We start from the raw sequence: 19,620 nt of genomic DNA, 5'->3' as shown, positions 1-19,620 counted from the left end.
TGGGCAGGGCTGAGGGCGCGACGGGATGCCGTCGCGTGCGGGGGTGGGGCCGGGAGGCCCGTGGCGCGTCGAGCGCGCCGGTGACGTCGGTGCCGGGGCGGCGCTACCGCGTCGGCGGTGCGAGCTCCGCGGTCACCTTCTGCAGCAGGTGCCGCAGGGTGGCGCGTTCGTCCGTGTCGAGTGGTGCGAGCAGGGTGTCGTCGAGGGCGACCATCGCGTCGGTGAAGCCGGCGATGAGGTCGATGCCCGCCGGGGTGGCGTGCACCGTCTTCGTCCGACCGTTCGTGGCGTCGGGTCGCCGTTCGACGAGGCCGCGCCGCTCGAGGCCCTGCAGGAGGCTCGAGACGCTGGCCGCGCTGGTCCGGGTGATCTCGGCGATGTCGCGTTGGATCGCCCCGGGGTTCTGCTGCAGGTACCCGAGCACGAAGCTCTGCTCGCGGGTGAGGTCCCGATCACGGACCCACTCGTCAGCCGCCTTGCGTTGTGCCCATCCGATCCACCGCATGAGTTCGAGCGGGGTGGTGAGATCCGGTGCCTGCATGATCAGAACTCTAACTGTTTGATCTCTAACTGTCAACGAGGGTCCGACCCGTGGCTCGGCCCCGGAACGGGGGTATGGCCTCGGGGTGTGGCGCTGGTAGCTTGCACAGGAAGACGGCCTCACCAGCCGTCGTCCTCGGTCCGGTGCCGGACCGTTCGGGTCTCCCGTCGAACCGCCGGGGGATGGATCAGCAGCGGCGGACCTCCGCCCGGGAAAGGGACCCATGACTCGCACTGCGCTCCGAGCGCGACGCCGCCGGCGTCCATGAACTCCGACGCGCGCCGGCGGGTACCGGCGTGCGTCTCCACGAGGCCGCGGCGTTCGGGTCGCCTCGGGCTCTCCGGTGCGGTGGCGGTTCGGACCGCCACCGCACCGGACATCCGCACCACCACGAGTCAGTGAGGACCACCGTGCACGATCACGACACCCACCCGCTCGACCGTCGAGTCGGCCCGCCGCACGTCGAGCGGTTCCGGCTGACGCAGAGCGCCGAGACGCTCGGCGTCGTCTGCACCTGCGCGATCGGCGTCGACCACGACAACACGATCCGGCCGGTGGACGCAGAACCCGTCCGCTGAACGCTGTGCACACCGGCGGGTGCAGCGGGATACTGGGGTGGTGCGTGAACTCCAAGCCGCCATCGCCGCGGACCTCAACGTCCAGCCGACCATCGAGCCGGAGCAGGAGATCGCCCGCCGTGTCGGGTTCCTCCGTGACTACCTGCTCACGACCGGCGCGAAGGGGTTCCTGCTCGCGATCAGCGGCGGCCAGGACTCCACGCTCGCCGGGCGCCTGACCCAGCTCGCGGTCGAGTCCCTCCGCGCCGAGGGCCACCCCGCCGAGTTCACGACCGTCCGCATGCCGTACCGCGTGCAGGCCGACGAGGACGACGCCCAGCTCGCCCTGCAGTTCATCGCAGCCGACCCCGGCATCACCGTCAACATCGAGCACGGCGTCGACGGCGTCATGCTCGACACCGCTGCCTCGGGTGTCGAGCTGAGCGACTTCGTGAAGGGCAACGTCAAGGCCCGGATGCGCATGGTCGCCCAGTACGCCGTCGCCGGCCAGCGCGGGCTGCTCGTCGTCGGGACCGACCACGCGGCCGAGGCGGTCACCGGCTTCTTCACGAAGTACGGCGACGGCGGCGTCGACCTGACGCCGCTCACCGGCCTGTCGAAGAGCCAGGGGCGGCAGCTGCTCGAGCACCTCGGTGCGCCCGCCCGCCTGTACGAGAAGGCCCCCACCGCGGACCTGCTCGACGAGACGCCCGGCCAGACGGACGAAGCGAACCTCGGGCTGTCCTACGCCGAGATCGACGCCTACCTGCAGGGGCACGACGTGCCGATCGAGGTCGCCGAGGCGATCGAGTCGCGGTACCGCGCGACCGAGCACAAGCGTCAGGTGCCGGCGACGCCGTTCGACGACTGGTGGCGTGCGGGCGCGTAGGCGCTGACGCGACCATCGACAGGAGGCGCGCTGCAGGTGATCCTGCACCGCGCCTCCTGTCCGTCCGCGCGATCTCCTAGGATGGGAGCCGACGGAACAACAGATGCGGAATCCAGGCTGGCGCCTGGTCCGGAGGGGGAGTCATGGAAGTCCTGTTCGCGCTCGGAGCCATCCCGCTGATCATCGTGGGGATCATCGTCCTCGCCGTGATCGCGCTGATCTACGCGAAGGTCGTGTACCGCAACGCCGGCGCCGACGAAGCGCTCATCATCACCGGCAAGCGCTCGCGCAAGGTCAAGAACGACGACGGAACCGAGACCGTCGAGTCCGGCATCAAGGTCGTGCTCGGCGCCGGCGTCCTCGTCCGACCGTTCTTCGAGAAGGTCGCGAAGCTCTCGCTCAGTTCCCGGGCGATCGACATCAACGTCAACGCGCAGGACTCCCGCGGCGTGACGATCGACGTCGAAGCGGTCGCGCTCGTCAAGGTCGGTGAGACCGACGCCTCGATCCGGGCGGCCGCGCAGCGGTTCCTCGGGCAGGAGAAGAAGATCGACGACTTCGCGCGCGAGGTCCTGTCGGGATCGCTCCGTGCGTCGATCGGTGCGACCGACGTGTCCACGATCATCCGCAACCGCGACCAGCTCACCGTCGCGGTGCTCGACGTGGCGAAGGAGGCCCTGCACAGCCAGGGGCTCGACGTCGACTCCTTCGAGATCAAGGGCATCTCGGACCGCAACGAGTACATCAGCGACCTCGGTCGTGCCGAGCGCGCCCGCGTCCGGCTCGAGGCGGAGAACGCCGAGGCGCAGGCCGACCGCGAAGCGCGAGAAGCCCGTGCCACCGCCGACCAGGCCATCGCCGAAGCCGAGAACACCCTGGCGATCCGACGTGCCGCACTGCAGCTCGACGCCGACCGGGCATCGGCCGAGGCCGCAGCCGCCGGTCCGCTCGCCCAGGCCCGTGCGGCGCAGGGCGTCGTCGAGCAGGAGCAGATCACCGCGCAGAAGCGTGCCGAGCTGCGCCGTGCCGAGCTCGAGTCCGAGGTCTCCGCCGTCGCCGAGGCGCAGGCGCGCAAGACCCGCGTCGAGGCCGAAGCGGCCGCCGGTGCCCAGGTCGAGACGGCCCGCGCCCAGGCCGAGGCCCGTCGGATCTCCGCCGAAGCGATCGCCGCCGAGGCGAAGGCCGAGTCCGAGGCGCGCAAGCTCGCCGCCGACGCCTCCCGTGCCGAAGGTGAGGCAGCGGCCGACGCGATCCGCGCCAAGGGTCAGGCCGAGGCGGACGCCACGAAGGCCCAGGCCGACGCACTCGCACAGCACTCCGAGGCTGTCCTGCGCGTCAAGGCCATCGAGACCCTGCCGAGCATCGCCCGCGAGCTCGCGGCGCCGATGGGCAACATCGACAAGCTGACCGTGGTGTCCTCCGACGGCGCCGGCGCCCTGTCGAAGAGCATCGTGAGCCAGTTCAGCGAGGTCGACGCCCTGCTCGGGACGACCGCCGGGTTCACCCTGAGCGACATCGTCAAGAGCTCGACGACGGGGCAGGCCGCCGCACGGGCCGTCGTCCGCGAGCAGTCCACCGGTGTCGCGGAGCCGATCGAGTAGTCGTCAGCGGTACCCGGGGCGGGCGTGGCGAGGATCAGTCCTCGTCGCGCCCGTTCTCGTCGCGGCGCTCGCGCTGCTGGCCACCGGCGTCCTCGCGCTGGTCGGCGAGCCGCTGCTGCCACACGACGCTGCGCGCCGCACCCTCGAGGATGTCGTCGACGCTCCGTCCGGTCTGCGCCGCGAGCGCACCGCTGAGTCCGGCGGTGAGGGTCCCGCCGGCGGATGCCAGACGTTCGATCACCTGCTCCTGGCGTGGGGTCAGGGGCTCGTCGATCATCTCGTCGATGGTGTCGCGGATGTTCTGTTCGCTCGCGTCCAGTGCCGCCTCGTCACCGGAGTGCAGCGCTGCTGCTTCTCCGACGACGACGAGACCGAGGCGCGCTGCGTCGTCTTCGGGACGCGGAGTGCGGTGCTCATCAGTCATGCGGGGGACCGTACGCTCCGGGGCGCCGCGCTTGCTGGACAGACGGGGTACCCGACGCCTGTTGCTCGTCGCCCGTCGCCCGTCGTCAGTGCGGTGTCGTGTCCCACCGGCGGAGCAACCACTCCGCAGCGGCCAGACCCTCGCGCCGTTGGAAGTCACGGATGGTCGGCATGTTCGGCGGTGCCGGCGGCAGCGCGTGCTCGAAGAACAGACCGGCGAGACCGGCGAGCACGGCGTCGATGGTGGTGGCAGGCACACCGGCGAACACCGGGTGGGTGGCGAGGTGGTGCTCGACGTCGCTGTCCTCGCCGCGGACGAGTGTGTCGATCAGGTAGGTCAGCGGGTCGAGCCAGTGCGCGCCGATGCTCGCCCACGGCCAGTCCACGACCCAGACGACCCCGGAGCCGTCGACGAGCAGGTTGTCGGCACGGCAGTCGGCGTGCACGAGGTGCTCGCCGTCGACGAGGGTCGCTGCCCGGGCGGCGGTGCTGGCGAACGCGGGGCCGGCGGCGAGCACGTGCGCCGGCACGACCTCGGCGACCCGGTCGGCAAGGGTGGGGTCGCCGAGCATCCGGTCCCAGGCGCCGAACTCGTGGCGCAGGTCGTCGGCGATCCGGGGGAGCGTGCCGAGGTCGCCGGTCGCCGGCGGCAGGGTGTCCAGCGCATCGAGCACCGCCGCGGTGTCGCTGCCGTCGAGTGCCGCCCCGGGGTGCTTGCCCTCGATGTCGTCGAGGACCAGGACGACCCACTCGTCGCCGTCCACGGCGGCGTCGAAGGCGTCCAGCAGGGGCGGCGCCTGCACCGTCGACGGCAGCTGCGCCACCACGCGGGCTTCCCGGCGGTGCAGGGCGAAGGCATCGGCGTTCCGCGATCGCGAGACCGTCTTGACGAACGCCCGTCGCCCCGTCGCCGTGACCACACGGTCGGCACTCCCCGGCGACCACCCGGCGGTCTGGGACTCGGTGGTCGTCACCGCTCCGCCGAGGGTCTGCTCCACCCGGTCGCGCAGGATCGCCGGCACGTCCGTCCACGCAGTTCGCCCCATGGCCGATGACGCTACCTGAGAAGCCGTTCACGAACGTGCACGGATGGCAAGTTTGCGTTGGCAGCAAACGTGCTGATGATGTAAAGTTGCAGCGTCTGCAAGGTTGACCCGCCGTTCGACGGCCCGCCACACACGCTCCGGCGTCCCTTGCCCGCACGACGACCACCACGCACCCCTGAAGGACCCCCATGTCTACTGCCACCGCACCCGTCGAGGTGTCGCGCGGACGAGACGACTCCCCGGTCAGCACGCCGGGCAAGCCGATCATGTCGCACCGTCAGATCCTGCTCGTCATCTACGGCCTCATGGCCGGCATGTTCCTGTCGTCGCTCGACCAGACGATCGTCGGCACCGCGATCCGCACCATCGGCGACGACCTGCACGGTCTCGACCAGCAGGCGTGGGTCACGACCGCGTACCTGATCGCGTCGACCATCACGACGCCGATCTACGGCAAACTCTCCGACGTCTTCGGCCGCCGCCCGCTCTACATCTTCGGCATCGCGGTCTTCATCCTCGGCTCGCTGCTCTCGACGATGTCGACCTCGATGATCATGCTCGCCGCGTTCCGTGCGTTCCAGGGCATCGGTGCCGGTGCGCTGATGTCGCTGCCGCTCGCGATCATGGGTGACATCCTCGCCCCGCGTGAGCGCGCCAAGTACCAGGGCTACTTCCTCGCGGTCTTCGGCATCTCGTCCGTCATCGGCCCGCTCATCGGTGGCCTGTTCGCCGGCGCGAGCACGATCCTCGGTGTCACCGGCTGGCGCTGGGTCTTCCTGATCAACGTGCCGATCGGCGTCGCGGCCCTCCTGATGGTCATCGCCTTCCTGCACCTGCCGAAGTTCGGTGACGCCAAGGCGAAGCCGCGCATCGACTGGTGGGGTGCCACCTCGGTGATCGCGACGCTCGTCCCGCTCCTGCTCGTGGCCGAGCAGGGCCGCACCTGGGGGTGGGGTTCGGTCGGCGCCATCGCCTGCTACGTGATCGGTGCGCTCGGGCTCGTCGCCTTCCTGGTGATCGAGACCCTGATGAAGGACGACGCGATCATCCCGCTCAAGCTCTTCCGCTCGGGCACCTTCTCGATGGCCACGATCCTCGGGTTCCTGGTCGGCTTCGCGATGTTCGGCGCCATGCTGACCATCCCGCTGTACCTGCAGATCGTCACGGGGCTGACCCCGACGGAGTCCGGCTTCGCGACCCTGCCGATGATCGGTGGTCTGATGATCGCCTCGATCGCCTCGGGGCAGATCGTCGCCCGCACCGGTCGCTACCGGATCTTCCCGGTGATCGGCACGGCCCTGGTCTCGGTCGGCTACGTCGTCCTGACGTTCATGACGATCGACAAGCCGCTCTGGTTCCTGATGATCGGCATGTTCCTGATCGGCCTCGGCCTCGGGCAGCTCATGCAGAGCATCACCCTCGCCTCCCAGAACTCCGTGCAGCCGCGGGACATGGGTGTGGCGACGTCGTCCGCCACGTTCTTCCGCCAGATCGGCGGAACGCTCGGTACGGCGGTGCTGCTCAGCATCCTGTTCTCGATCATGCCGGCGAACATCCTGCACGCCACCGCGGACCAGAGGAACCTGTCCGGTGCGCTCGACGCCGCCCTGAACCCGACCGTCGCCACGGCGAAGGCGAACGCGGGCGTCATGGAGCAGATCTGGAACCCGATCGTCACCCCGGTGAAGTCGCAGGTGCAGTCCGGCCTCGACCAGGCCACCGCGCAGGTCACCGCTGCGACGACCGGCGCCCCGGAGGCCGTGCAGCAGCAGGCCCTCACCGCCGCAGCCGACAAGGCGCACGCCAGCGTGCAGGACGGCAAGCTCGTGGTCGACTGGTCCGACGCCTCGCAGCGCTCGTACTGGGTCGGTGAGCTCGCCCCCGAACTGTCGAAGCAGATCGACAAGGGAGCCGGCGACGGCAGCAGCTCGAGCAGCGAGACGAGCGACACGTCCTACCTCAACGGTGCGACCCCGGCGCTGACCAAGCCGTTCATGACCGGCTTCAACGCGTCGGCCGTGACCGTCTACTGGGTCGGCTTCGCCGTGATCCTGCTGGCGTTCATCCTCAGCTGGTTCTTCAAGGCGCCGCCGCTCCGCAAGAGCTCGGCCCTGCAGGAGCAGGCGGACCAGGCCGGCACCGCCGACGACCTCGAGGTGCAGGCCGTCAAGGCGGCCGACACGATGGGATCGCCCACGGCACCCGTCACCGGATCGATCCCCGTGCAGCGGGACCGCGCGTAGGACCGGCCACCGGGGCCTCTCGTCACCAGACGGGAGGCCCCGACCCGCACCAGGAGCAGCAGTGAGCACGATCGAATCGCACCCGGCAGGCGACAGCGGCCTGCGGGAACGCAAGAAGCAGCAGACCCGGCACGCGATCCACCAGGCCGCGCTGGCGCTGGTCTCCGACCGAGGCCTGGCCGGCGTCACGGTCGAGGAGATCTGCGCCGACGCCGGCGTCTCGCCCCGCACCTTCTTCAACTACTTCCCGTCGAAGGGCGACGCGGCACTCGGGCTCCCCGAGAGCTCGGTGCCCGAGGCGGCACGGCAGGCGTTCCTGACCGCGGAGGGCCCGCTCGTGTCGGACCTCTGTGACCTCGTCGCCCGGACGGTGACACTGCCGGCGGACCGCCGTCGCATGAAGGAACTCGTGCAGGCGCGACCCGAGATGGTGCCCGCGATGCTGCAGTGGATGGCGCGTGCCCGGCTCGCCGTGTTCACGGTCGCCGCCGAGCGCACCGACGTGGACTCCGCGCGGACCGCGGTGACGCTCGTCATGGCGGCGCTCATCGAGTCGGCACACCGCTTCGCCGACGGCTCGCGCGACGAGCTGGCGGACCGCCTCCGCGGCGTGGTGGCCGAGATGGGCCGGCTCGCCTCCGCCTGAGACGCGACCACGGACGGGAGGCGCGGCGCGGGTCCGACCCGCACCGCGCCTCCCGTCCGTGGTCCGGTCGCAAGCCGCACAGCCATCCGACGACTCGGCCCCGTTCGAGACCAGAACGTGACGAAGAGTTCTCTTGACGCGCGAGACATCCGATGTTTTGATTGCCTCGTTCGGTCGACGGAGACCGGACGGCAGGAGACACGAATGAGCCGCATCACCGGTCTGCACGTGCGCGACATCCGCTTCCCGACCTCTCGGGAGCACGACGGATCCGACGCCATGAACCCCGCGCCCGACTACTCCGCCGCGTACGTCGAGATCACGACCGACGCCCTGGACGGACACGTCGGCACGGGCTTCGTGTTCACGATCGGCCGCGGCAACGAGGTGCAGGAAGCCGCGATCGCCGCCCTGCGCGGGCACGTGGTCGGCGCCGACGCCGAAGCGGTCCTCGCCGACATGGGCGGCACCTGGCGCGCGATGGTCCACGACTCGCAGCTGCGCTGGCTCGGCCCGGAGAAGGGCGTCATGCACATGGCGATCGGCGCCGTGGTGAACGCGCTCTGGGACCTCCGAGCCAAGCGTGCGGGACAGCCGCTGTGGGCGCTCCTGGCGGACCTGAGTCCCGAGGCGCTCGTCGACCTGGTGGACTTCCGGTACCTCACCGACGCGATCACCCCGGACGAGGCGCTCGAGCTGTTCCGGGCTGCCGAACCGCACCGTGCGACCCGTCGGGCCCGGCTCGAAGCGGAGGGCTACCAGGCGTACACGACGACCCCGGGCTGGCTCGGCTACGACGACGAGAAGCTCGCCCGGCTCTGCCGCGAGGCCGTCGACGAGGGCTTCGAGCAGATCAAGCTCAAGGTCGGCGGCGACCTCGACGAGGACGTCCGCCGGATGGGCATCGCCCGCGCCACGGTCGGCCCCGACATCCGGATCGCGGTCGACGCCAACCAGCGGTGGGACGTCGACGAGGCCGTCACCTGGATCGAACGGCTGAGCCCGTTCGACCTCGCCTGGGTCGAGGAACCCACGAGCCCCGACGACGTCCTCGGGCACGCCGAGATCGCCCGGCGCATCGCCCCGATCCCGGTCGCGACCGGCGAGCACATGGCCAACCGGGTGATCGCGAAGCAGCTCATCCAGGCCGGGTCGATGTCGGTGCTGCAGATCGACGCCACCCGGGTCGCGGGGGTCAACGAGAACCTCGCGATCCTGCTGCTCGCCGCGAAGCACGGCGTCCGGGTGTGCCCGCACGCCGGCGGGGTCGGCCTGTGCGAGGCGGTGCAGCACCTGTCGATGTTCGACGCCGTCGCGCTGACCGGCGACCTCGACACCCGCTGCATCGAGTTCGTCGACCACCTGCACGAGCACTTCGTGACCCCGGTGGACGTCCACGACGGCCGCTACTGGCCGCCGACCGCTCCGGGAGCCGGCACCGAGATGCTCGCCGACTCCCTCGACGCCTACGCGTTCCCGGACGGCCCGGCCTGGGCCGTGGTCGACACCGAGACGGTCCCCGACGCGGTCCGCGTCGCCTGATCCCACCCCACACACCCCATCACCACGACGAAGTGGAGACTCCGATGCAACGACGACGCATCATCACCGGGCTCGCGGCAGCAGCTGCTGCGGCCCTCGTGCTCACCGGCTGTTCCTCCGGCAGCAGTGCCGGTGGAAGCCAGTCGAAGGACGCCCTGACCTGGTCCATGTGGATCGCCGGGAAGGAGGACAAGGCCGCCTGGCAGAAGGTCGCCGACACCGTGAAGAGCGAGGACGACATCACCCTGACGATCCAGGGCGCGCCGTTCGAGAACTACTTCACGAAGCTCAGCACGCAGTTGAGTGCGGGCGGCGCCCAGTGCGTCGTGAGCATGCAGTCGCTCCGCACCGCGAACTACACGTCCTCGCTGCTGCCGCTCGACGACCTCGCGAAGCAGGACGGCACCGACCTGTCCGCGTTCGACAGCACCGCGCTCGACGGCATGAAGGTCGACGGGAAGCTCTACGGCCTGCCCTACGACACCGGGCCCATCATGATGTTCTACAACAAGGACGTCTTCACGAAGGCGGGCGTGGCCGAGCCGAAGCCGGGATGGACCGTCGACGACTTCGAGGCGGCGGGCGCCGCGCTCAAGGCGAAGGGCGTCACCATGTTCGGTTCGACGGTGGGCGACCTCAACCTCGAGTCGATGGTCTACGGCTACAACGGTGGCCGGGTGATCACGTCCGACGGCGAGCTCGACGCGTCGAACGCGAAGTTCGCGGACGGCCTCGACTGGCTCTCGACACTGGTGAAGAAGGGCTACGCGACGCAGGCGTCGTCGGACGCGTCGACGCCGGGCAACGACTTCGCCGCCGGCAAGGTCGCGATGTACACCGACGGTCCGTGGTCGCTCATCAGCCAGAAGGCCAAGGTGAAGTTCGACCTCGGGGTCACGACGCTCCCCGCGGGGACGTCCGGTCCGTCGACCTTCGCCGCTGGCTCCGGCTTCGGTGTCTCGAAGCAGTGCAAGTACCCGGAGCAGGCGTTCAAGGCCGTCCAGACGATGACCAGCGAGAAGGTCCTGACCTCGCTCGCCGAAGCGGGACGAGCCTTCCCCGGCCGCACCGCGGCCCAGTCGGCGTGGTACTCGAGCGCCGGCATCGACGGCGCCGAGGCCGCGCTCAAGGCAGGGCTCGCGAAGTCCTCGCCGCTCCTCGGGAACAAGCAGAGCGACCAGCTCTCCCAGCTGTTCACGCAGTACGCGCTGCAGGCGGTGAACGGGCAGACCTCCGGCAAGGAGACGATGTCCTCCATCGCCGGCCAGCTCGGCACGCAGTGACCAGCTGAACCAGTGATCGGACGGGAGGCCCGTTGCGGCCCCGCCACGGGCCTCCCGTCCGATCCATCCCCTGTTCAGGACCGCGCGAACGACGAGGAGGTCGTCGCATGACCACCATCCAGGACCCACCGGCCGAAGCGGCCGTCCCCGCGGTCGCGGTCGGAGCCGCGACCCCGCGGCGGAAGGACGGCGAGGACACGAGCGCGCTCGGGCGCCGCTCCTGGTGGGGTGCCGCGTTCGCGGCGCCGCACTCGATCGGACTCGTCGTCTTCACGGCGTTCCCCATCGTCGCCTCACTCGTCGTCAGCTTCATGAACTGGCCCATGCTCGGCGAGCGCAGCTGGGCCGGCATCGAGAACTACGCCCGGCTCTTCGCCGACCCGGTCTTCCGCACCGTCGCCCTCAACACGGCGCTGTTCGTGGTGCTCTACGTGCCGCTCAACCTCGTCGTGTCGCTCGGGCTCGCCGCATGGCTGACGCCGCGGATCGCCGGCCGGCACGTCTTCCGCGTCCTGTTCTTCATCCCGACCATCACGCCGATCGTCGCGAACGTCGTGGTGTGGCGGATGCTGTACCAGCCCGGGGGAGCGATCGACGCGTCACTGCAGTCCACCGTGGGCGTGCACGCGCCGAACTTCCTCGCCGACGAGCACTGGGCGATGCTCGCCATCGTCGCGATGAGCGTCTGGCAGGGCTTCGGCTACAACATGCTGATCTTCTCGGCGGCGCTCGACGCCGTGCCGGAGAACCAGATCGAGGCCTCGCAGCTCGACGGCGCGAACGCCTGGCAGACCTTCTGGGCCATCAAGTTCCCGCTCATCTCGCCGTCCGTGTTCTTCGCGACGATGATGACGCTGATCACCTCGTTCCAGGTGTTCGTGCAGCCGTTCGTCCTCACCAAGGGCGGGCCGGGCACCGCGACGGAGACCCTCGTGCAGTACATCTACAACACCGGCTTCCAGAACCAGCAGCTCGGTCTGGCCTCGGCCGGTGCCTGGGTGCTGTTCGTCATCATCCTCGGGATCACGGCCGTCCAGTTCCTCGGGCAGAAGCGGTGGGTGCACTATGAGTGAAGCGGTCCGCGGGCACGTCGCTGCCACCACGTCGAACCGGACGGTCAACCCGCGTGCCGTCGCCAGGACGAAGTCCGCGCCACGACCGGGGCGGGTCCGGCACGCGATCGGGTACGCCCTGCTCTGCCTCGTCACGCTCCTGTTCGTCTCGCCGCTCATCTACATGGTCGCGACGAGCCTCAAGCCCGCCGACCAGGTGTTCACCACCCCGCCGACGCTCTGGGGTCGCTCGCTCGAGTGGGACAACTACGTGCAGGCGTTCACCTACCTGCCGTTCGCCCGCTTCATCCTCAACGGCGTCTTCGTCGCGGCGGTCGGGACGGCGATCAACGTCGCCGTGGCCGTGCTCTCCGGGTACGCGTTCTCACGGTTGCGCTGGCGCGGCCGGAACACGGTGTTCCTGCTGTTCCTCGTCACGCTGATGATCCCGCAGGACGTCCTCGTCATCCCGATGTACGTGATGATGCAGGGCTTCGGCTGGGTCGACACGTTCCAGGCACTCATCATCCCGTGGGCGTTCACGGCCCTCGGCGCGTTCCTGGTCCGGCAGTTCTTCCTGACCGTGCCGCAGGAACTCGACGACGCCGCCCGGGTCGACGGGGCCGGCGCGATCCGGACCTTCTTCTCGGTGATGATGCCGCTCGCCCGACCGACCATGGCCGTCCTCGCGGTGTTCTCGTTCATCTCGTACTGGAACTCGTTCCTCTGGCCCCTCGTCATCGTCAACGACGTCGAGGCCCGGGGCACCATCCCACTCGGCCTGCAGCAGTTCTTCGGCCAGCAGGGCTCCGAGTGGAACCTCGTGATGGCGGCGTCGGTGATCTCGATGCTGCCCACCGTGATCCTGCTCGTCCTGCTGCAGAAGCACCTCGTCAAGGGCATCGTCACCAGCGGCCTCGGCGGCCGGTGACACCCCTCCCCCCTCTGAAAGGAACACTGGCCTCATGACCATCACCGCACCTGCAGAGCCGCAGACCGCGACCGACGCGAGCGGCCTGCCCGCCTGGTTCACCCACGACCGGTTCGGCATGTTCATCCACTGGGGGCTGTACGCCCTGCCGGCACGGCACGAGTGGGTGAAGAACCGCGAACGGATCACCGACGCCGACTACCAGAAGTACTTCGACCACTTCGACCCCGACTTGTTCGACGCCGCCGACTGGGCCCGCCGTGCTCGCGAAGCCGGCATGAAGTACGTCGTGCTCACCACGAAGCACCACGAGGGCTTCTGCCTCTGGGACAGCAAGCTCACCGACTACAAGTCCACCAACACCCCGTTCGGCCGCGACATCGTGCGCGAGTTCGTCGACGCCGTCCGGGCCGAGGGACTGCGGGTCGGCTTCTACCACTCGCTCATCGACTGGCACCACCCGGACTTCACCGTCGACGGCGTGCACCCGAGGCGCGACGACTCGCCCGAGGAGATCGAGGCGTTCAACCAGGGCCGCGACATGTCGCGCTACCGGGAGTACCTGCACGGGCAGGTCGAGGAGCTGCTCACCGACTACGGGCAGGTCGACTACCTGTTCTACGACTTCTCGTACCGGGACAACGACCACGAGGAGATCTGGGGCGGCAAGGGTCGCGACGACTGGGGATCCGCGGAGCTGCTCGAACTGACCAGACGGCTCCAGCCCGGCATCATCGTCAACGACCGGCTCGACCTGCCGGGCGACATCGTCACCCCGGAGCAGTACCAGCCGGACAAGCCGATGGAGGTCGACGGCGCTCAGGTGCCGTGGGAGGCCTGCCAGACGCTCAACGGATCGTGGGGCTACGACCGCGACAACGTGAACCTCAAGCCCGTCGACCTGCTCGTCCGCATGCTCGTCGACGGCGTCTCGAACAACGGGAACATGCTGCTCAACATCGGTCCCACCGGCCGTGGCGAGTTCGACGGGGTCTCCCGCCACACCCTCGACGGGATCGGGACGTGGATGCACCAGCACGCCCGGTCCGTCTACGGCGCCGGACCGTCGTCGTTCGTCGCGCCGCGCAACACCGTGTACACGCAGAACGGCAACCGCCTGTACCTGCACCTGTTCGCGTGGCCGTTCGAGCACGTGCACCTGCCCGACCTGGCCGGACGCGTCGCCTACGCCCAGCTGCTCAACGACGCGTCGGAGCTGCACTTCCGCGAGATCCCGCCGGGGACCCGCGCGCAGAACACCGGGCTCGGCGGGCAGCCGGCGGGGACGCTGACGCTCACGCTGCCGATCGTGCGACCCGACGTCGCCGTGCCGGTCGTCGAGCTGTTCCTGCGCGACTGATGCAGCGCATCCTGTCGAGGACCCGGCTGCGGGCGGGGAACGAGGCCGCGTACGACGCCGTGCACGCGTCGATCCCGCCCGCGCTCGCGGCCCGGCTGCGTGATGCCGGGGTGCACGACTGGACGGTGTGGCGTGACGGGCAGGACCTGATCCACCTCATCGAGGTCGAGGACTACCGGGCGATGCGTCGGGCGCTCGCCGACGACCCGGTCAACGCGGAGTGGCAGGAGACGATCAACCCGCTGCTCGAGGCCGACGACGACTACTCGGGGAACGACGACGGTGTGCCGCAGGTCTGGTCGCTCTCCGGACAGGTGGACGCATGACTGGCCTCGACCTCGACCGCGGTCCGTTCTGGTTCGGCGGCGCCGGCATCGGCAACCTGCTGCGCCCGGTGTCCGACGACGACGCCCGTGCCACGGTCGACGCCGCCTGGGACGCCGGCGTGCGCGGGTTCGACACCGCGCCGCACTACGGCCTCGGGCTGTCGGAGCGGCGGCTCGGGGCGGCGCTCGCCGACCGTCCGCGCGACGCGTTCCTGGTGTCGACGAAGGTCGGGCGGCTGCTCGTCCCCGGGCGTGGCGACGGGGACGACCTGGCCTCCGGCGGGTTCGCGGTGCCGAACGACACCGTGCGGCAGTGGGACCCCTCACCGTCGGGCGTGCGGCGGTCGTTGGACGAGTCGCTCGACCGGCTCGGACTCGACCACGTCGACGTCGCGTACCTGCACGACCCCGACGTCTACTCGCTCGAGGACGGCCTGACGCAGGCGCTGCCGACGCTCGCCGAGCTGCGGGACGAAGGCGTGGTCCGAGCCGTCGGCGTCGGGTCGAACTCGGTCGAGGCCCTCGACGCCGCCGTGTCCACCGGGCTGTGCGACGTGGTCATGCTCGCGGGCCGGTACACGCTCCTGGAACAGCCGGCGGCGGAGCTCGTCGCCCGGTGCGCCTCGCTCGGCGTCGCGGTCGTCGCGGTCGGGGTCTACAACTCGGGACTGCTCGGGCGGGACCGGCCCGACGCCACGGCGACCTACGACTACGCCACGGCACCGGCGGCACTCGTCGCGCGGGCGAACGCGATCGCCGACGTCTGCGAGCGGCACGGGGTCACGCTGCCCGAGGCGGCGCTGGCGTTCCCGCGCCGTGCGGCTGCGGTGGCCGCGATCGCCCTCGGCGCGCAGTCCGCCGCGCAGGTGCGCTCCAACGTCGAGCGGGCGGCGGCCGTGGTGCCGGAGGCCCTGTGGGACGACCTCCGTGCAGCGGGCCTGCTGCACGACTGACGTCCCTGCCGAAACGACACCAGGTTCCGGACACCGCACCAGGCGTTTCCGCGGTGCTGTGTCCGGAACCTGGTTCCGGCGGGGGTGCTGGTGCCTAGCGGGTCTTGGCGCTGCGACCCGAGAAGCGGATGTAGATGATCAGCACGATGATGGCGCCGATGATCGAACCGATGATGCCGGCCGGCTGGAAGAAGCCGTCCATCAGGTCGTGGCGGAAGATCAGGAACCCGAGGAACCCGCCCACGAACGAGCCGATGATGCCCAGCAGGATGGTCATGGGGATCGAGATGTGCTGCTTGCCGGGGACGACGAGCCGGGCGATGGCGCCGGCGATCAGGCCGACGACGATAAGACCGATGATGGTGCCAAGGACGCCCATGGTGTTTCCTCCGTGTTCTGCGGCCGGTCCGAGCGCGACGGATGTCGTGCTCAGGGCCGACGACCGACGCAACACCCACCCGGCTGCACGCGTTCTCGGTTTCAGTCGAGGGAACGCCGCAGCCAGCGCTCGACACCCTCGACGTGCGACACCACGAGCGCCTGCACGAGCTGCGGATCCCGGCGTCGGATGGCGTCCACGATGGCGGCGTGCTCGTCGAGGGTGCGCTGCACCGAGCCGTTCTGCGTCAGCCCCCGCCAGACCCGCACCCGCACGGTCTTGCTCGACAGGGCGTCGAGCAGCCCAGACAGGTACTGGTTGCCGCCGATGCCCGCGATCGTCGAGTGGAACAGCAGGTCGTGGGCGACGAGGTCCTCGACACCGGTGTCCTCGCCGACGGACTGCATCAGCGTGGCGAGCTCGTCGATCTGCTGCTCCGAGGCCCGCGCGGTCGCCAGGACGGCGGACGCGGGCTCGAGGATGCGGCGGACCTCGAGCAGGTCGACGAGGGACCGGTCGTGGTGCATGTCGACGACGAACGACACAGCCTCGAGCAGGACGCCCGGTTCCAGCGACGTCACGTAGGTGCCGTCGCCACGACGGACGTCGAGCACGCGGATGAGCTCGAGGGCCTTCACCGCCTCGCGCAGGCTGTTCCGGGACAGGCCGAGCGACTCGCTCAGTTCCTTCTCGGGCGGGAGGCGCTGCCCGGGTTGGAGCTCACCGCTCACGATCATCTGCTGGATGCGTGCGATCGCATCGTCGGTCAGCGACGCCACGTCACCACCTCCTGATCCCGGCCCGCTCGCGGACGCGAGCCGACAGGTCGACGATAGCCGGGCCTCCCGGTCGTCACGGCCGGACCATCAAGCGGGCCGCAGCCGGAGGGCCTGCATCCCGCCGTCGACGGCCAGGTCGACGCCCGTCGTGGACCGGGCGAGCGGGCTCGTCAGGTAGGCGACCGCCTCGGCGACCTCCTCCGCCTGCACGAGCCGACCGTGCGGCTGCCGGGCCTCGAGGGCAGCGCGCTCGGCGGCCGGGTCGCCCGCGGTGGACAGCAACCGCGCGACCCACGGAGTGTCGGCCGTACCGGGGTTGACGGCGTTGACGCGGATGCCCTCGCGGATGTGGTCGGCGGCCATCGCGCGGGTCAGGGCGGCGATCGCGCCCTTGGTCGCCGAGTACAGCGCTCGCTGGGGCAGCCCTGCAGTGGCGGCGATCGAGCAGGTGTTCACGATGCTCGCGTTGCCAGAGGCCCGCAGGTGGGGGAGCGCAGCCCGCGACAGCCGGACGGCCCCGAGGACGTTGACCTCGTACACGCGGCGCCACTCGTCGTCGTCGTTGTCCTCGACCGTGCCCTGGGCGCCGATGCCGGCGTTGTTGACCAGGACATCGAGGCCGCCGAGCTGCTCGACGGCGGTGGCGACGGCGGCGCGGACCGACGCGTCGTCGCTGACGTCGCACGTGACCGAGAGGAACCCCTCGGCGGTCGACGGCTGGAGGTCGAGCACGGCGACCGTCGCACCGCGGTCCCGCAGGGCAGCGGCGATCGCTGCGCCGATGCCGGACGCGCCCCCGGTGACGATGGCCCGGACGCCGTCGTGGCTGCCGGCGCTGCCGGAGCCGGTTCCGCCGGCGCTGCTAGTGCGGCCGGCGCCGCCGCCGGTGCCGGCGCTGCCGGTTGCGTCCGCCATCAGGCTGCTCCGACCGTCTGGCGCTGCGAGCCGAGCCCGTCGGCGGTGAGCTCGATGACGTCGCCGGGCTGCAGGTAGGGCGCGTGTCCGGCCAGCGCGACGCCTGCCGGGGTCCCCGTGCTGATGACGTCGCCGGGGTACAGCACCATGAACTGTGACAGGTACCGGACGATCTCCACAGGACGGAAGATCATGTCGGCGGTGGTGCCGTCCTGCCGGACCTCGCCGTTGACGGTCAGCCGGAGCGCGAGTGCCGCGGGGTCGAGGCCGGCGGCGGCGAGCGACCCGGGCGTCACCAGCCACGGCCCGAGCGGGTTGAAGGTCTCGCAGGACTTCCCCTTGTCCCACTGCCCGCCGCGTTCGAGCTGGAACTCCCGCTCGGACACGTCGTTCGCGATGGCGTAGCCGGCGATGGAGGCCTCGGCGTCCGCATCGGTCTCGCAGTACCGAGCCGTGCGGCCGATGACGATCGCGAGCTCGATCTCCCAGTCGGTCTTCCTGCTGTTCCGGGGGATCAGGACCTCGTCGTCGGGGCCGATCACCGTCATCGGGTCCTTCATGAACACGATCGGTTCGGTGGGGATGTCGGCGCCGGTCTCGGCGGCGTGGTCGCGGTAGTTCAGGCCGATGCAGACGACCTTGCCGGGGCGGGCGATCGGTGCCCCGCGCCGCATGCCGTCGGCCCGGTCCCGGCCGATGATCGTCAGGTCGCCGGCGCTGCGGGCGTGGTCGACGCGGCCGACCGGGTCCGAGGCCAGGAAGGACCCGCTGATGTCACTGGTGATCGAGCGGAGGTCGAAGACCTCGCCGTCGGTGTCGATGGCCACGGGGATCTCGCTCCCCGCCGGGCCGAGTCGTGCGAACTGCATCGTTCCTCGCTCTCCGGCTGCGCCAGTGCAGCCAGAAACATCCTATGTCTGCGTGGTCCTCGGGACAAGGTAGATGCGCGCCGCGGTGCCGCCGAAGACGGCGTCGTGCTCGGTCGTCGACAGGTCGGCGAGTGCGTCCGTCGTCCGCTGCACGACCGCCGCGTACCCGGTCGCCAGGGTCGAGACCGGCCAGTCCGAGCCGAACAACGACCGCTCGGGGCCGAACTGCTCCACGACCTCACGGACGTACCGGTCGACCGGGCGGTCGCGCCAGTCCGGTCCGGCCTCGGTGAGCAAGCCGGAGACCTTGCACGTGACGTTCGGGCGTGCAGCGAAGTCGGCCATCCGTCCGGGCCAGGCCGGGTCACCCGTGTCGATCGATGGTTTGCCGGCGTGGTCCAGCACGAACGATGCGTCGGGGACGGCGTCGACCAGGGCCAGCGCGGCCGAGTGCTCTCGGGCGCGGACGAGCAAGTCGAACACCAGGCCGGCACCGGCGAGGGCTCGTACCCCGCGGGCGACGTCGGGGCGGCCGAGCCAGCCGGGGTCCGGTTCGTCCTGTGCCAGGTGCCGGATGCCGACGAGGCGATCACCGCCGGGGAGCGCACGGACGGCGGCGATCCGGTCCGCCACGTCCGGCGCGGTCAGGTCAACCCAGCCGACGACGCCCGCGACGGGGGCGGGCTGCTCGAGGAGCCAGGCCGTCTCGTCGGGATCGTGCACGGCCTGCACGACGATGGTCCGCGTCACGCCGGTGTGCTGCGTCGCTGCGCGGAGGTCGTCCACGTCGAACCGGCGGCGGATCGGGGCGACGGAGTCGTCCATCCAGGGGTACGGCCGGTCGGCGGGGTCCCAGAGGTGGTGGTGAGCGTCGATGATCACGCCCTCATGATGCCCGATTCATCCGATGTCCGCCCGGGTGTGCCAGCCGACGACTTTTCGCGCCCAGCGACACGTCACGGGCGCCTGTCGGCGTGACGTGTCGCTGGGCGCGAAAGTCCGCGGCTCAGACGGCGCCGGGGGCCTCGAGCTCGGCGCGCAGCTCGGCGTCCGACGGCTCGACGAAGTGCTTGCCGTTCGGCAGCACCACGACGGGGATGTTCTTCCGCCCGCTGATCGCCTCGGCACGGTCGGCCGCCGACAGGTCCTGCTCGACGTCGACGTACTCGTAGTCGACGCCGAGGGTGTCGAGCAGCGCCTTGGACCGGCGGCAGTCGCGGCACCAGTCCGCGCCGAACATCGTCACCTTGTCGAACACTTCGGTCGTGGATGCATCGCTCATGCC

General features: G+C 70.4%; 21 protein-coding genes. 12 read left to right on the top strand and 9 right to left on the bottom strand.

What is annotated here, in order from left to right; all coding sequences use genetic code 11:
- Nucleotides 1-103: 103 nt before the first annotated feature.
- The gene (locus tag ACIPV1_RS18465; protein ID WP_123340836.1) at nucleotides 104-541 is read right to left on the bottom strand and encodes a MarR family winged helix-turn-helix transcriptional regulator; all 438 of its coding nucleotides are present in this window, start codon (nucleotides 539-541) and stop codon (nucleotides 104-106) included.
- Nucleotides 542-951: 410 nt separating this feature from the next.
- Here ACIPV1_RS18465 and ACIPV1_RS18460 point away from each other — a divergent pair, with 410 nt between their 5' ends.
- From ACIPV1_RS18460 to ACIPV1_RS18450, 3 genes are all read left to right on the top strand, one after another.
- Entirely contained in the window at nucleotides 952-1,119 is a 168-nt protein-coding gene (locus ACIPV1_RS18460) for a hypothetical protein (protein WP_165901387.1), read from the top strand.
- 40 nt (nucleotides 1,120-1,159) lie between these two features.
- Entirely contained in the window at nucleotides 1,160-1,987 is an 828-nt protein-coding gene (nadE, locus tag ACIPV1_RS18455) for an ammonia-dependent NAD(+) synthetase (protein WP_402727002.1), read from the top strand.
- 143 nt (nucleotides 1,988-2,130) lie between these two features.
- Entirely contained in the window at nucleotides 2,131-3,588 is a 1,458-nt protein-coding gene (locus ACIPV1_RS18450) for an SPFH domain-containing protein (RefSeq protein ID WP_402727001.1), read from the top strand.
- A 34-nt stretch (nucleotides 3,589-3,622) separates the two neighbouring features.
- Here ACIPV1_RS18450 and ACIPV1_RS18445 read toward each other — a convergent pair whose 3' ends face one another.
- On the bottom strand, nucleotides 3,623-4,012 hold the full coding sequence (locus ACIPV1_RS18445) for a hypothetical protein (protein WP_123293330.1): 390 nt from the start codon (nucleotides 4,010-4,012) through the stop codon (nucleotides 3,623-3,625).
- A gap of 85 nt (nucleotides 4,013-4,097) precedes the next feature.
- Nucleotides 4,098-5,057, bottom strand: coding sequence for a phosphotransferase (locus ACIPV1_RS18440; RefSeq protein ID WP_402727000.1), 960 nt, complete (start codon nucleotides 5,055-5,057; stop codon nucleotides 4,098-4,100).
- Nucleotides 5,058-5,245: 188 nt separating this feature from the next.
- Here ACIPV1_RS18440 and ACIPV1_RS18435 point away from each other — a divergent pair, with 188 nt between their 5' ends.
- From ACIPV1_RS18435 to ACIPV1_RS18395, 9 genes are all read left to right on the top strand, one after another.
- Complete coding sequence (locus ACIPV1_RS18435; protein WP_402726999.1) at nucleotides 5,246-7,300, top strand: MDR family MFS transporter; 2,055 nt, start codon at nucleotides 5,246-5,248, stop codon at nucleotides 7,298-7,300.
- Nucleotides 7,301-7,361: 61 nt separating this feature from the next.
- A complete protein-coding gene (locus ACIPV1_RS18430; RefSeq protein WP_123293333.1) occupies nucleotides 7,362-7,946 on the top strand; it encodes a TetR/AcrR family transcriptional regulator in 585 nt (194 codons plus the stop codon).
- 204 nt (nucleotides 7,947-8,150) lie between these two features.
- Nucleotides 8,151-9,488 (top strand): enolase C-terminal domain-like protein, encoded by a 1,338-nt coding sequence (locus ACIPV1_RS18425; protein ID WP_402726998.1) that lies wholly within the window; start codon nucleotides 8,151-8,153, stop codon nucleotides 9,486-9,488.
- A gap of 44 nt (nucleotides 9,489-9,532) precedes the next feature.
- Nucleotides 9,533-10,771 carry a sugar ABC transporter substrate-binding protein gene (locus ACIPV1_RS18420; protein ID WP_243649969.1) on the top strand — a complete coding sequence of 413 codons (1,239 nt, stop codon included), beginning with the start codon at nucleotides 9,533-9,535 and terminating at the stop codon, nucleotides 10,769-10,771.
- Between the two features lie 107 nt (nucleotides 10,772-10,878).
- Nucleotides 10,879-11,844, top strand: a complete 966-nt coding sequence (locus ACIPV1_RS18415) for a carbohydrate ABC transporter permease (RefSeq protein ID WP_402726997.1) — start codon at nucleotides 10,879-10,881, stop codon at nucleotides 11,842-11,844.
- Nucleotides 11,837-12,754: a carbohydrate ABC transporter permease gene (locus ACIPV1_RS18410; protein WP_111086328.1), complete on the top strand. Its 918-nt coding sequence runs from the start codon at nucleotides 11,837-11,839 to the stop codon at nucleotides 12,752-12,754. The genes ACIPV1_RS18415 and ACIPV1_RS18410 overlap by 8 nt, the downstream gene beginning before the upstream one ends.
- A 34-nt stretch (nucleotides 12,755-12,788) precedes the next feature.
- Nucleotides 12,789-14,114 carry an alpha-L-fucosidase gene (locus tag ACIPV1_RS18405; RefSeq protein ID WP_402726996.1) on the top strand — a complete coding sequence of 442 codons (1,326 nt, stop codon included), beginning with the start codon at nucleotides 12,789-12,791 and terminating at the stop codon, nucleotides 14,112-14,114.
- The gene (locus tag ACIPV1_RS18400; protein ID WP_159570229.1) at nucleotides 14,114-14,440 is read left to right on the top strand and encodes an L-rhamnose mutarotase; all 327 of its coding nucleotides are present in this window, start codon (nucleotides 14,114-14,116) and stop codon (nucleotides 14,438-14,440) included. Before ACIPV1_RS18405 ends, ACIPV1_RS18400 begins: the two co-directional genes overlap by 1 nt.
- Nucleotides 14,437-15,393 (top strand): aldo/keto reductase, encoded by a 957-nt coding sequence (locus tag ACIPV1_RS18395; protein ID WP_402726995.1) that lies wholly within the window; start codon nucleotides 14,437-14,439, stop codon nucleotides 15,391-15,393. The genes ACIPV1_RS18400 and ACIPV1_RS18395 overlap by 4 nt, the downstream gene beginning before the upstream one ends.
- 94 nt (nucleotides 15,394-15,487) lie before the next feature.
- Here the strand turns inward: ACIPV1_RS18395 and ACIPV1_RS18390 are convergent, their stop codons facing one another.
- From ACIPV1_RS18390 to ACIPV1_RS18365, 6 genes are all read right to left on the bottom strand, one after another.
- On the bottom strand, nucleotides 15,488-15,772 hold the full coding sequence (locus ACIPV1_RS18390; RefSeq protein WP_123293341.1) for a GlsB/YeaQ/YmgE family stress response membrane protein: 285 nt from the start codon (nucleotides 15,770-15,772) through the stop codon (nucleotides 15,488-15,490).
- A 101-nt stretch (nucleotides 15,773-15,873) separates the two neighbouring features.
- Nucleotides 15,874-16,551, bottom strand: coding sequence for a FadR/GntR family transcriptional regulator (locus ACIPV1_RS18385; protein ID WP_111086323.1), 678 nt, complete (start codon nucleotides 16,549-16,551; stop codon nucleotides 15,874-15,876).
- Nucleotides 16,552-16,638: 87 nt separating this feature from the next.
- Complete coding sequence (locus ACIPV1_RS18380) at nucleotides 16,639-17,466, bottom strand: SDR family NAD(P)-dependent oxidoreductase (protein WP_402726994.1); 828 nt, start codon at nucleotides 17,464-17,466, stop codon at nucleotides 16,639-16,641.
- Nucleotides 17,466-18,335 (bottom strand): fumarylacetoacetate hydrolase family protein, encoded by an 870-nt coding sequence (locus ACIPV1_RS18375; RefSeq protein WP_402726993.1) that lies wholly within the window; start codon nucleotides 18,333-18,335, stop codon nucleotides 17,466-17,468. The genes ACIPV1_RS18380 and ACIPV1_RS18375 overlap by 1 nt, the downstream gene beginning before the upstream one ends.
- A 42-nt stretch (nucleotides 18,336-18,377) precedes the next feature.
- The gene (locus ACIPV1_RS18370) at nucleotides 18,378-19,217 is read right to left on the bottom strand and encodes an amidohydrolase family protein (protein WP_402726992.1); all 840 of its coding nucleotides are present in this window, start codon (nucleotides 19,215-19,217) and stop codon (nucleotides 18,378-18,380) included.
- Nucleotides 19,218-19,341: 124 nt separating this feature from the next.
- On the bottom strand, nucleotides 19,342-19,617 hold the full coding sequence (locus tag ACIPV1_RS18365; protein WP_402726991.1) for a glutaredoxin family protein: 276 nt from the start codon (nucleotides 19,615-19,617) through the stop codon (nucleotides 19,342-19,344).
- Nucleotides 19,618-19,620 lie beyond the last annotated feature (3 nt).

It is taken from the genome of Curtobacterium sp. NPDC089991, from assembly GCF_044748425.1.
In the GTDB taxonomy this organism is placed as follows: domain Bacteria; phylum Actinomycetota; class Actinomycetes; order Actinomycetales; family Microbacteriaceae; genus Curtobacterium.
Note: the sequence above shows the minus strand (reverse complement) of the source record. Positions and strands in the feature narration are given on the sequence as shown.